Origin of the sequence: Spirosoma validum, assembly GCF_014699035.1 — a bacterium.
Classification (GTDB): Bacteria; Bacteroidota; Bacteroidia; order Cytophagales; family Spirosomataceae; genus Spirosoma; species Spirosoma validum.
In genome coordinates, this window is sequence record NZ_JACXAA010000009.1 from 78,853 (window position 1) to 90,541 (window position 11,689).

12 protein-coding genes are annotated in these 11,689 nt (G+C 48.1%); 5 read left to right on the forward strand and 7 right to left on the reverse strand.

Annotation, left to right across the window (positions count from 1 at the left end; genetic code table 11):
- Positions 1-11 precede the first annotated feature (11 nt).
- The 5 genes from ccsA (IC230_RS22320) to IC230_RS22340 form a co-directional block, all read right to left on the reverse strand.
- Positions 12-2,672 (reverse strand): cytochrome c biogenesis protein CcsA, encoded by a 2,661-nt coding sequence (gene ccsA / locus IC230_RS22320; RefSeq protein WP_191041282.1) that lies wholly within the window; start codon positions 2,670-2,672, stop codon positions 12-14.
- Between the two features lie 42 nt (positions 2,673-2,714).
- On the reverse strand, positions 2,715-3,155 hold the full coding sequence (locus tag IC230_RS22325) for a cytochrome c maturation protein CcmE domain-containing protein (protein ID WP_191041283.1): 441 nt from the start codon (positions 3,153-3,155) through the stop codon (positions 2,715-2,717).
- 35 nt (positions 3,156-3,190) lie between these two features.
- On the reverse strand, positions 3,191-3,514 hold the full coding sequence (locus IC230_RS22330) for a CcmD family protein (protein ID WP_394355503.1): 324 nt from the start codon (positions 3,512-3,514) through the stop codon (positions 3,191-3,193).
- 20 nt (positions 3,515-3,534) lie between these two features.
- Positions 3,535-4,194 (reverse strand): cytochrome c biogenesis protein CcsA, encoded by a 660-nt coding sequence (gene ccsA, locus IC230_RS22335; protein ID WP_191041285.1) that lies wholly within the window; start codon positions 4,192-4,194, stop codon positions 3,535-3,537.
- 76 nt (positions 4,195-4,270) lie between these two features.
- The gene (locus tag IC230_RS22340; protein WP_191041286.1) at positions 4,271-4,945 is read right to left on the reverse strand and encodes a heme exporter protein CcmB; all 675 of its coding nucleotides are present in this window, start codon (positions 4,943-4,945) and stop codon (positions 4,271-4,273) included.
- Between the two features lie 114 nt (positions 4,946-5,059).
- Here IC230_RS22340 and IC230_RS22345 point away from each other — a divergent pair, with 114 nt between their 5' ends.
- The 3 genes from IC230_RS22345 (at position 5,060) to feoB (ending at position 8,354) form a co-directional block, all read left to right on the forward strand.
- Positions 5,060-5,824 carry a sulfite exporter TauE/SafE family protein gene (locus tag IC230_RS22345; protein WP_191041287.1) on the forward strand — a complete coding sequence of 255 codons (765 nt, stop codon included), beginning with the start codon at positions 5,060-5,062 and terminating at the stop codon, positions 5,822-5,824.
- Between the two features lie 102 nt (positions 5,825-5,926).
- Positions 5,927-6,154 carry a FeoA family protein gene (locus IC230_RS22350; RefSeq protein ID WP_191041288.1) on the forward strand — a complete coding sequence of 76 codons (228 nt, stop codon included), beginning with the start codon at positions 5,927-5,929 and terminating at the stop codon, positions 6,152-6,154.
- Between the two features lie 82 nt (positions 6,155-6,236).
- Positions 6,237-8,354 carry a ferrous iron transport protein B gene (gene feoB / locus IC230_RS22355; RefSeq protein ID WP_191041476.1) on the forward strand — a complete coding sequence of 706 codons (2,118 nt, stop codon included), beginning with the start codon at positions 6,237-6,239 and terminating at the stop codon, positions 8,352-8,354.
- A 6-nt stretch (positions 8,355-8,360) separates the two neighbouring features.
- Here the strand turns inward: feoB and IC230_RS22360 are convergent, their stop codons facing one another.
- Both IC230_RS22360 and IC230_RS22365 read right to left on the reverse strand, forming a co-directional pair.
- The gene (locus tag IC230_RS22360) at positions 8,361-8,522 is read right to left on the reverse strand and encodes a hypothetical protein (protein ID WP_191041289.1); all 162 of its coding nucleotides are present in this window, start codon (positions 8,520-8,522) and stop codon (positions 8,361-8,363) included.
- A 215-nt stretch (positions 8,523-8,737) separates the two neighbouring features.
- Positions 8,738-10,240 carry an NAD(P)H-hydrate dehydratase gene (locus IC230_RS22365; RefSeq protein WP_191041290.1) on the reverse strand — a complete coding sequence of 501 codons (1,503 nt, stop codon included), beginning with the start codon at positions 10,238-10,240 and terminating at the stop codon, positions 8,738-8,740.
- Between the two features lie 115 nt (positions 10,241-10,355).
- Between IC230_RS22365 and rplS the strand changes: the two genes are divergently transcribed.
- Positions 10,356-10,730, forward strand: coding sequence for a 50S ribosomal protein L19 (gene rplS / locus IC230_RS22370; RefSeq protein ID WP_191041291.1), 375 nt, complete (start codon positions 10,356-10,358; stop codon positions 10,728-10,730).
- A 138-nt stretch (positions 10,731-10,868) separates the two neighbouring features.
- Positions 10,869-11,648, forward strand: coding sequence for a diaminopimelate epimerase (dapF, locus tag IC230_RS22375; protein ID WP_191041292.1), 780 nt, complete (start codon positions 10,869-10,871; stop codon positions 11,646-11,648).
- Positions 11,649-11,689: the final 41 nt, after the last annotated feature.

The following is an 11,689-nucleotide window of genomic DNA, read 5'->3' on the forward strand; positions in this document are numbered from 1 at the left end:
GCCACTGTGGCCTAAATTTCTTTTACGCCCATTTTTCTGAACTCCCGGTACCGACGTATCGAAGCAATCAGGAAGCCCAGTACAACGATTAACGTTCCAATCCAGAGAATGTTAATAAGCGGCTTTTCAAATGCTTTCATTACGATGTAATCGCGTTGGGTACGATTAACGGCGAACGTAAATTTACCGCTGCGTGGGTCGATTTCGTTCAACTGAATACGAACTCCCAGTTCATCACTCATTTCGGCAGGGTGGGCTACCATGCGATTTTTAATCACAAATGCCGGGCTGAGAATATGTTCCCCGTTTTTGTCGAGTACGCGTACTTTTGCTCGCACAGCTGCATCCGAAGGACCGATTTCCATACCTTCGACTTCATTAGCCCGCACAACATCATCCAGAATGGCTACGAAATCATTCAGGAAGAAGGTGTCTTTTACAGCTACACTATAAGTTTCTGTCTTTTCCCACTTGTTTTCAGCAGTCGGGTCCGGAACCGAATTCACGTACGTATAAATGTCACGGTCGACTTTGTGGCGCGTATCCGGCGATGCCAGCAGCCCCATTCGTTCGTTAACCTGTGCACGGGGGTAGAGACTAAAGACTTTTCCGCTAGGCTCCCGGTACTCAACTTCGTAATACGTGTTTTCGGGATACAGGGCTAACGTATCGCCTTTCTTGTGATAAACTTTCCCGTTCTGCTCGATGTCGCGCATGGCGATGCCGTGGAAATCGCCTTCAATAACCGTAACATCCTTACGCGGAATGTAGCCGGGTACGTCACGCGCTTCAATACGTTGCCCACGATACGTGAGTTGATACTGACCCATTCGCTCGGGCTGATTCAGCCAGAGCAGCGTGTTTTCCTTATTTTCTTTGTTGTCGTTTTTGGTGAACTCATCCTGCTTCGAGATGAGCAGCCCACTATTATTCATCGAGATTACCTTCGAGAAACCCGCTGAATACAGAATACCTACCAGCATCAGTGCTATACCCATATGGGCAATGGCACCACCTGACAGTCGGTAATTTCCCCGGATAATACCCAGCAGAATCGTTCCGTTGGTCATCAGGGCAAAGATCGAAGCGACGAGCAATACCATGTAGACCGGATTCTTGATTTCACCAAAGGCGATCAACCCCGCACTGATGAGCAATGTCAGAATGCCAGGCGTAATGAGTGCATCCCATTTTTTGTTCTCCACCTTGCGCCACCACATATACTGGCCGACACCCGTCAGCAGAGCAATTGCCACAAAAAACCAAACCTGAAATTTATTGTAGTGGGCAATCTGGTCGGCAGGGAGGGCAAGGTTGGATATCTTACCAAACGATTCCAGAATCTTGTTATAAACCGGAATCGACGTAGTGGCAATAACCTGAAAAGCCGCCAGACAAAGCACCGTAGCCCCAATGAACAGCCAGAATTCTTTGGTATAAACTGATGCTTCCTGCTCATCACTCGGAATATATTTCCACTTGCTGACCGTTAATGCCACAGCCATTGCGACGAAGGCAAGCAGGTAAATCAGTAGCTGTCCGGATAAGCCTAAATCTGTAAATGAGTGAACCGATGCATTACCTAAAATGCCGCTACGTGTCAGAAAGGTGGCATATAAAATCAACAGGAACGTACTGATGGTCAGAATAACCGCTGTTTTCAGTCCGGTCGAACTACGTTTGGCGATTAGCATGGTATGCAAAGCAGCCACCATAACAAGCCAGGGCACATAAACGGCATTTTCGACAGGGTCCCAGTTCCAGTAACCACCGAAATTGAGGGTTTCGTAGGCCCAATAGCCACCCATCATGATACCAACGCCAAGGACCATAGCTCCAACGAGTGTCCAGGGTAGCGCCGGACGAATCCATTCGAGGGGTTGGTTACGCCATAAACCCGCAATGCAATAGGCGAACGGAACTAAGGTTAATGCAAAACCCAGAAACAGCGTTGGCGGGTGAATAACCATCCAATAGTTCTGAAGCAGCGGATTCAGGCCATTTCCATCTTTAGGAATGAAGTTAGGGTCCATCGTGAAGACCGGCGCATCCGGGATGGCTTCCTTCAGCGTGAGGAATGGTGATGAGCCTATTTTGAAGGTATCCCCCAAAATAATCCCCAAAATCATCGAAGCCAGAAAGGCCTGAACCAACGCGAAAACAGCCATCATCGGGGCCTCCCAGCGACTCCCGCTCGTACGTATCAAAATGAGTCCAAGCAAAGCGTCCCAGAATAACCAGAGCAAAAACGAGCCTTCCTGACCTTCCCAGAAGCACGAAATCATGTATTGAACCGGCAACGCCAGTGACGAATGACTCCAGGCGTAGTGGTACTCGAAGTAGTGGTTGTAGATGATGTAATACAGACTTGAGCCGATACCAACCACAGCCGCTGCGTGTATGTAGAATGACCAGCGGGCCAACAGCCGCCAATCATCCCTGGCAGGGGGCACAGAAGTTTGGGTGACAGGCTTCGCTTTCTTTCGGGCTACTTTGCCACCAAAACTTGATTCACCAGCGTAAGCCAATTGGGGTTCTTCAACGGATTCAACCTCTACAGCTGTCTTTCGACCAAGTGCTGACAGGAAATAACCCACCGTTGCGACTAAAGCCGTAACGAATGACAGGATAACGAAAAAATGGCCGAGTTGCCCGACGGTTGTGTGTATCATGAATTGAATTTCTGAATGACTGAATCCAATCATTCAATCATTTTATAACTGTGCTGTTTTCGCTTCGTGTTCAGTGGTTTCCAGTTTGCCATCCTGGTATTTCGACGGGCATTTCAGCAGGATCTTATTGCACTGAAAATGATCGCCCTGAATGCTCCCGATAATGACAACTTGTTCTGAGCGTTCGAAATCCTGTGGTTTGGGACTGTTATAAACGACCTTTTGCGCGTGATTATCGTTGTCTACGAGCGTAAATTCGAAGTGGTTGGGGTCAATGGCCGGATTATAGAGCATATCGACAATCTGCCCCTGCTCGTTCTTTTTAACTTTGCCAACAACGTGGATCATTTTATCGTCGCCATCCTGAGCAAGTGCGGTAGCCTGTTTAAACGTAACGTATGAACTGGCGTCGCCTGCAGTTGAAACGATTATACCGATGGCTACGGCGATGACGACAATACCTAAAATATGAGAGAGTTTCATGTCCTTAGACGTGGGAAGTTGATGAAGAATAAAGATTACCGGTCGATGTCCTGGGTCTTTGGTCTTACCTCTTTCTTCTGGTTTTTAATTTCTTTTTCCAGTTTACCGATTTGACTGTCCAGCCGTACGAGATAAAGAATGATGCCTGCGAAGACAGCTGCGATAACGGCCACTACAACCCAGATTTTGCCATCGGCCCGAAGCCGGTCAGCCATTTCAACCCCTTGCGCGACAGGCTGTTGAGCCATAAGATTCTGGCTAAGAAGGATCAAGGCTGCTAATGGAAATTTACGAAGCAATGACAGGTACATGTTAGTGGTCGGTATTCTAAAATTTAACGCAAAAATAGTACAATTCATTCCGCACGTAGCGCATGAGTTTAATCATCCAAAGCCATTTTCACCCGGCGCATACGCACCCCTAGCTCCGTGATCCAAACGCCCAGCAGCGTAAAGCCGATAATGGCCGGATAAAATACCATACGCATATTACTATCCATGTCGTATTTGCCAAAAGCAGGGTTTCCTCCATTACCGGGATGTAACGAATCCGTTAGGCGTGGAACAATGAAAATGAGCGGAACAAATACGGCAAAAGCAAAAATGTTATACACCGCTGAAATCCGGGCGCGACGTTGTTCGTCATCAAACGAGCCGCGCAGAATCAGATAGGCGAGGTACATCAGCATACCGACCGCTACGCAGTTCAGCTTAGGATCGTTCGGCCAGGGCTCACCCCAGGTGAAGTTGGCCCACAACGATCCCGTTGCACATCCCAGAAGCCCAAACAGAATAGCGGTATTGGCAAATTCAACCGCCACCAGATCATCACCGAGCCGACCGTTACGTAGGTAGCGAATGGAGTAAACGGCTGATGTTAACAGCAGGGTAATCATCGCGAACCAGAGCGGAACGTGAAAATACACGTTCCGAATGCTCTCATTCAGGATAGGTTGACGAGGTACTACGCCCAACAAGCCTTTTAGCACTACGTAACTTAGAATCAGAACCGCAAGGGCCTTCCACCAATTTTTGTTCATAAACGTAGCCTGGACGGCCACGTCCGGGTATTTACTAATTTATTATACCCGGACGTGGCCGTCCAGGCTACAGCATCTAACTCCGCCATAAAAACGGAAATAATAACCACGATAAGGTTAGTACAATGGCATCAACAGCCAGTACAATGATAATCTCGTTCCAACTGACGCTACGATCGAGACCGTCTAATGCGTTTTTTGAAATTTTCAGCACCATCAGCAGTAGAGGTAGAATAATCGGAAAACTCAACACCGCCATCAACGTCGCCGGATTCTCAGCTTTACTGGCAATGCCCGACACGAGCGTTAGGGAAGCCGCAAATCCAATCGCGCCTAATAACAACGTCAATATGTATAAAGGCACATCGTTGACCGGGTTACCCAATACAAACGCGTAAATGCTAAAACCCAATAGCGCTAACACGATCATAAGCGCCATGTTGTACAGAATCTTCGACAGAATGATCTGTTGTGGGCTGGCCAGCGTATAATAGTACAATTGTCGTCCGGCGCGTTCCTGCACAAAGCTTTTGGCAATGGCGTTGATCGCCGTGAACAGGAGAATAATCCAGAACAGTGTATTCCAGACAATCGGCGTAAGCTGCCCGCGTCGAGCGTTAAAACTCAGGTAACACACGAATACGGCTCCAACGATGTATAACAGCATGCCATTAAGCGCATAACGTTGTCGCCACTCCAGCAGAAATTCCTTCCGCATTAGGGCACTCAACTGTTGTACAGACTTTGTCATGCTCGTTCGTTCAATTATGCAAATTTACGTCACAACCCCGAAAGCAGGAAGGTTAACTACAGAAAAGAACGTAACGATTTATTGATCGTATTTCGTCTTAATTTTGGCAGTTGTATGCCGTATACTGAACTCATCACCCTTTGCGGATTTTCCTTTCTGGCTGGTTTTATCGATGCAATTATCGGCGGTGGAGGATTGATTCAAACGCCTGCCATATTGTTTACTCTACCACAATATCCGATTCCGACGCTGATCGGTACGACCAAAATTCCGTCGTTGTTTGGGAGTTTGATGGGAGCGTTTCAGTATAGTCGGCGGGTGGCCGTATTAGGGCGGTTTATCGCTCCAATGATGGGAATCGCCTTTTGCGCATCGTGGCTCGGTGCATTGACACTTACACTTGTGCCGAATAGTTTCATGAGACCTCTTGCGCTGACCATTCTGGTTTCGGTATTTATCTACACACTTCTCAAAAAAGATTTCGGACAGGGGACGCCACGGGCCGTAACCGAACGGCAGCAACGGCAACGCATGTGGCTTATGGGCGTTGTCATTGGCTTCTATGATGGTTTCTTTGGGCCAGGAACGGGTAGTTTTTTGGTACTAGGCTTTATTGCTCTTGTTGGTTTCGACTTTTTGAAAGCCAGTGCCCACGCTAAACTGGTCAATGCATCTACCAATTTGGCCTGCACGCTTTTTTTCGCGAGCAAAGGCTATATACTGTATACGGTTGCGATACCGATGGCTGTAGCAAACCTGTCAGGGGCTTTTCTAGGAGCACGCTTAGCCATTTTAAAAGGTAATCAGTTTATCCGTGTTTTCTTCCTGCTGGTCATTGCTGCCACGATTCTGCGCTTTGCCTGGGATTTAACCAGATAGATTTGCATCAGCGAACTTTCGGTCGTAATCTTGCATTAATTAAATTGAATCTAAATAAGCTTAGTAAAGACGTTTGACCAAATCCCAAGCGTTCATCAAATCATGAGCAAACGTAGCGTAGCCGACCTGAAAATTGGCGAACAAGCCACCATCCAGTCATTCAGCGATCAGTTAATGTCACTGAAACTGCTCGAAATGGGGTGCCTGCCCGGTGCGCAAATTTGTTTAACCGCTAAGGCTCCCCTTGGCGATCCGATTTGTCTGAAGGTAGCCGGATATTGCCTGGCCATGCGTAAATCCGAAGCCGCTACGATCCTTATAAATAGTTAGAAATGAAGCGTGTAGAGTGAGGAATAGCTTGCGCTAGTTTTTTGTCCTTCACTTTGCATTCTTCATTCTTCATTACGTTGTGTTGAAATCATCTCCCACTATTGCGCTCGTAGGCAACCCGAATGCCGGTAAATCGTCGTTGTTCAACGAGTTGACGGGATTGCGTCAGAAAACCGGCAATTTCCCGGGCGTTACGGTCGATAAGAAATCGGGCCCCTGGTCTATTGATAGTCAGACGATAGCTACTGTTGTTGATCTTCCCGGTATTTATTCGATCTACCCCAAGTCCTTAGATGAGCAGATTGTTACCGATATTCTGGCTAATCCCGCCCATCCTGATTATCCCGACGTAGCGGTGGTTGTCGTCGATGCGTCGAACCTGCATCGGAATCTTCTTCTCTTTACCCAAATTGCGGATCTAGGTGTTCCGGTTGTATTGGCATTGAACATGCTGGACGTAGCGCACGAAGAAGGAAAAGACGTTAACGCTGTTCGATTGGCCATGCTTCTGAACGTACCCGTAGTACGTATCAATGCACGCAAAGGAGACGGACTTGACCATCTCAAAAAAGCAGTTATTGATCAAATTGAGAAGCCGAGCGTTTCGGGTAAGTTGTTCTTTGATCCGGCTCTGGAGGTGGCCGATCTGATTACAGAGACCAAAACCCAGTACCAGCTCGACAATAATTACCTGGCATTGCAGTACGTTATTCAGCACGATGGATTCACGTTCCTGAATCGCCAGCAACAAGTTGGCCTGGATGCGATTATTGATAAACATCACTTCAGCGAACCGACGTTTCAGGCGGGCGAAACCATTTCGCGCTATAAACACATTGGAACAATCGTCGATGCGGTTGTAACGGACCGGCGCCCATCGGGTCAAACAACCTGGAGCCAGAAACTTGACCGAGTCTTACTCCATCCGGTTTGGGGTTACGCTATTTTTCTATTTGTCCTGTTGCTGATTTTTCAGGCCATTTTTGCCTGGGCACAGCCGTTTATGGATGGCATCGATTCGGGCGTAGCCTGGCTTAATGGTCAACTAAAAGAGAGTTTACCCGCCGGACCACTTACTGATTTGCTTACCGATGGAATTCTGGCAGGCATTGGCGGTATCCTGGTGTTCATTCCACAGATCGCCTTTTTGTTTCTATTGGTTTCTTTGCTCGAAGAATCTGGATATATGTCACGCGTGATGGTGATTATGGATCGGATCATGCGGAAATTCGGTCTGAACGGACGTAGTGTGGTGCCGCTCATTTCGGGCGTAGCCTGTGCCGTGCCCGCCATTATGGCAACTCGTAGCATCGGTACCCGGCGCGATCGGCTCATTACCATTCTGGTGACGCCACTAATGAGTTGCTCGGCTCGCCTGCCGATCTACACAATCCTGATTGCTCTGGTCGTACCGAGTCAGCGTGTCCTGGGCTTTTTCAATCTGCAGGGATTGGCGCTGATGGTTCTGTATTTATTGGGCTTAATTAGTGCGCTGCTAGCCGCTTACGTACTGAAACTGTTTCTCCACTCGAAGGAACGTAGCTTCTTTATCATGGAGTTGCCGACGTTTAAACTCCCCCGTTGGAATCATGTCGGACTGACCGTTTGGGAAAGTGTTCGGGCCTTTGTGTGGGAAGCCGGCCGTGTGATTCTGGCTATTTCGATTGTGCTCTGGGTGCTGGCCAGCTACGGCCCCGGCGATGCGATGGATCAGGCAGAAACCCGTGTTCGCCAGCAAAACGCTACGTTGCCAGCCCAGGATTTGCAAAATCGTATCGCATCCGAACGGCTTGAATCATCGTACGCTGGTCAGTTTGGACACTTCATTGAGCCGGTTATTCGACCACTCGGCTATGACTGGAAAATTGGGATTGCCCTATTAAGTTCGTTTGCCGCCCGTGAAGTATTTGTCGGGACTATGTCTACTATTTATAGCATTGGCGACGGCGCTGATGATGAAGGCGTAACAATCCGTGACCGGCTTCGGCAGGAACGTAATCCCAACACAGGTGGACCGATGTACACTCCCGCTTTAGCCTGGTCGTTGCTGATCTTCTACGTATTCGCGATGATGTGCATGAGCACCCTGGCCGCTACACAACGGGAAACCAAAAGCTGGAAATGGCCCGCTCTGCAGTTAGTGTATATGATGGGATTGGCTTACGTAGCAGCTTTTGCTACGTATCAGTTTCTGAAATAACGTCTACTACCAGAGTAGTCCCTTTGAGACGAACGGGTAAATGTGGTAGAGAATGTAGAAAAACAAGGCTACTGTTAAGCTACCTAAAGCAGTCGTATAATCAAAAGAACTTCCGGTTTTCCGAGACTGGCGATCATTCCGCCAGTCTCGCTGCGCTGTCTGTTTCATGGTTTGGTGGACGTGTATAGTTTCTGGTGTGGTAGAGGAGTCATTACGGATGCAAAATTGGGGCATTACTCTTGATCGAAATAGCGCAAAAACCCGGAATTTCTACAATACGTATAACTACGTGCTCACACCCACAAGGCTGATCGTTTTATATGCCTTATGACACCATTCCGACAGGAAGTAACAACTTAAATTGCCCTTTTTATCGTAGACCGCTACGTCCAGCGGAGTGCGTCGATCACATCCGAAGCAATCATTCCAATTGGCCCTCGCTCTTCGGCAACCCGATCACCCGCAAGTCCATGCGCGAACACGCCCAGAACAGCCGCTTCCACCGGATCGTAACCCTGTGCCAGCAAGGCAGTGAGGATACCGGTGAGTACATCGCCTGTGCCACCGGTACTCAGGCCGGGGTTACCCGTTGAATTAAAATGGATATCGCCCTCGGGTGTGGCTATGGCTGAATAAGCGCCTTTTAAGACAACCACTACGTTATACGTCTTGACAAATTCCCGTAGTAGTTCCAGCTTTTGATAATCGTCGTCCCACTTTTTTGTAAGCCGCTCAAACTCTTTTGGATGGGGTGTCAAAATGCTGTTTTTGGGAAGTTTACTTAATAATTCCCGGTTTTCAGAGAGTAAGTTCAGGGCATCGGCATCGACCACAATCGGTTTCTTGAGCGTCGGTAATAACGTTTTCAGCATCGCTAACGTTTCGGGCGCTTTGCCAATGCCGGGACCTATTCCGATGCTTGAATACTCAGAAGGGGGCGGACCTTCGATTTCACTTGAACCCGTCAGTACGTTCTGATGACCGTCAGGCAGACACATCGCTTCGGGTACAGACGTTTGAATAATTCCATAACCGCATCGGGGAACCTGCACTGTCAATAAGCCCACCCCAGAACGCAGACAGGCTCGCGCTGAGAGCACCGCTGCACCCATTTTGCCATGACTACCCACTAACAATAGCGCATGCCCGAACGTACCTTTATTGGAATAACGCTCCCGTTTACGAAGCAGCAACCGGGCTTCCTGAGGTTGCGTATAATAGTAAGGGGTTGGCGCCAGATCAATGTAACGTTTATATAACCGAATATCGACCGTATGCCATTCGCCAACGTAGCGTCCATTTTTTGGCAGAACAAACGCCAGTTTCGGTAATTGGAACGTAACGGTATAATCGGGTTCTATAATTACATCAGTCGGCGCATTGGCCTGATCAGTATATAAACCGCTGGCAATATCAACGGCTACGACTGTCGCCGGCGCGCGGTTGATGGCTCCAATAACTTCCTTTACAATACCTTCGGTCGGGCGCGAAAGACCCGTCCCCAGAATTGCGTCGATGATGACTTCATTGTGTCGTATGGCCGGAATGTCCCGCGAAAATTCGATGTACCGTATGTTTTCGGTTACGAGCTTTAGCCGTCGATGATTATGCATACAGTCGTCCGATTCGCGGGGAGCGTACCGTACTACGTTCACCTCAATAGGATAATTACGCTCCAGAAGCAACCGGGCAATCGCCATGCCATCGCCCCCGTTATTGCCTAAGCCGCAGAAGATTTTAGTCGATGTCGTATCCGGAAACCGATCCACAAACCAGTCGACGAAGGCGAGGGCAGCCCGCTCCATGAGATTGATTGGGGCAATGGGTTCATGGCGAATAGTAGCTTCATCAAGGGCACGGATTTGATCGACATTCAGAATTTTCATTGTTCAGGCTTCAGATACGTAATGTAATTTTACAAAAGTATTTTCTCCTACCGAGAAAAATGCTATCTTTGCGGCTCATTTCGCAAATACTTATTCTGGCGATTTATATACAGTCATGAGCGAGTTAATCAAATTAGTGGAGGCAGACAACGCGCAGCGTCGCACCGAGTTGCCCACATTCCGGGCGGGCGATACGGTGAACGTACACGTCAAAATCCGCGAAGGAAATAAGGAACGTATTCAGGTATTTACGGGAACGGTTATTCAACGCCGGAACCCAAGCAGCGGTGGCGAAACATTCACCGTTCGCAAAGTATCAAACGGCGTTGGTGTAGAACGGATTTTCCCGGTTCTGTCGCCAAACATCGACAAGATTGAAGTGGTACGTTTAGGTAAAGTTCGCCGGGCACGGTTGTTCTACCTACGTGGTCGTCAAGGCAAGGCTGCTCGTGTTAAAGAGCGTAAAGCAAAAAGCCCGGTAGCAGCTTAATTGCTTCTTCAATCCGTATGATTTTCAAGAAAGCTGCCCATCAAGGCGGCTTTTTTAGTAAAAAGAAAAAAGGGAGGAAAGGAGAAGGGTTTCGGTCTGCAATTTCCTTTTCTCCCTTTTTCCTCGCTTTTTATTTCTATGACTATCAACTTTTTTAAATACCAGGGAACCGGCAATGATTTTGTCATTATTGACGATCGTAGTGAGAGATTTCCAGCTTCTGATCAGGCATTAATTGAACGACTATGCCATCGCCGGTTTGGTATTGGTGCGGACGGTCTCATTTTGCTACGTAGTGATCCAGACTACGATTTCAGGATGGTTTATTTCAACGCCGACGGTGCTGAAGGAAGTATGTGTGGCAACGGCGGTCGGTGCATCGTACGATTTGCGCATGATTTAGGCTTGTTCGAAACGAAAACTCGTTTTATAGCAGTTGATGGCGAACATCTTGCGGAAGTACTCGATGATGAAATATCGCTGAAAATGAGCAATGTTTCCGGAATAGAAGATCGTGCTGGAATAACGTTCTTGAATACGGGTTCTCCACACGTCGTTCGGTCGGTAGATGATCTGGAATCGCTCGATGTTGTCAGTGAAGGGCGTGCATTACGGTATGATTCAGCGTTTCAGCCGGGCGGAACAAACGTCAATTTTGCGCAGCCTATTAACGATCATACGCTGTTTGTCAGAACGTACGAACGTGGAGTTGAAGACGAAACGTATTCCTGTGGTACGGGGGTAACGGCGGTAGCCCTGGTAGCGCATCAACAATTGAATATGTCCGCTCCAGTAGCTATTCAAACAATTGGTGGTAACCTGCGCGTGTCATTCAACGCCAAGGCCGATGGGCAATACGATTCAATCTACTTAATAGGCCCTGCCAAACGAGTTTTTACCGGAACGATAACTGTTTAACCTTCTCTCAAGTTACATAGTGCGATAACATTATAATCTGA

Bases quoted from the DNA above. Each gene is read 5' to 3' on its own strand.
- ccsA (WP_191041282.1), bottom strand. From the start codon at position 2,672: ATGATACACACAACCGTCGGGCAACTCGGCCATTTTTTCGTTATCCTG.
- IC230_RS22325 (WP_191041283.1), bottom strand. From the start codon at position 3,155: ATGAAACTCTCTCATATTTTAGGTATTGTCGTCATCGCCGTAGCCATC.
- IC230_RS22330 (WP_394355503.1), bottom strand. From the start codon at position 3,514: ATGAATTGTACTATTTTTGCGTTAAATTTTAGAATACCGACCACTAAC.
- ccsA (WP_191041285.1), bottom strand. From the start codon at position 4,194: ATGAACAAAAATTGGTGGAAGGCCCTTGCGGTTCTGATTCTAAGTTAC.
- IC230_RS22340 (WP_191041286.1), bottom strand. From the start codon at position 4,945: ATGACAAAGTCTGTACAACAGTTGAGTGCCCTAATGCGGAAGGAATTT.
- IC230_RS22345 (WP_191041287.1), top strand. From the start codon at position 5,060: ATGCCGTATACTGAACTCATCACCCTTTGCGGATTTTCCTTTCTGGCT.
- IC230_RS22350 (WP_191041288.1), top strand. From the start codon at position 5,927: ATGAGCAAACGTAGCGTAGCCGACCTGAAAATTGGCGAACAAGCCACC.
- IC230_RS22360 (WP_191041289.1), bottom strand. From the start codon at position 8,522: ATGAAACAGACAGCGCAGCGAGACTGGCGGAATGATCGCCAGTCTCGG.
- IC230_RS22365 (WP_191041290.1), bottom strand. From the start codon at position 10,240: ATGAAAATTCTGAATGTCGATCAAATCCGTGCCCTTGATGAAGCTACT.
- rplS (WP_191041291.1), top strand. From the start codon at position 10,356: ATGAGCGAGTTAATCAAATTAGTGGAGGCAGACAACGCGCAGCGTCGC.
- dapF (WP_191041292.1), top strand. From the start codon at position 10,869: ATGACTATCAACTTTTTTAAATACCAGGGAACCGGCAATGATTTTGTC.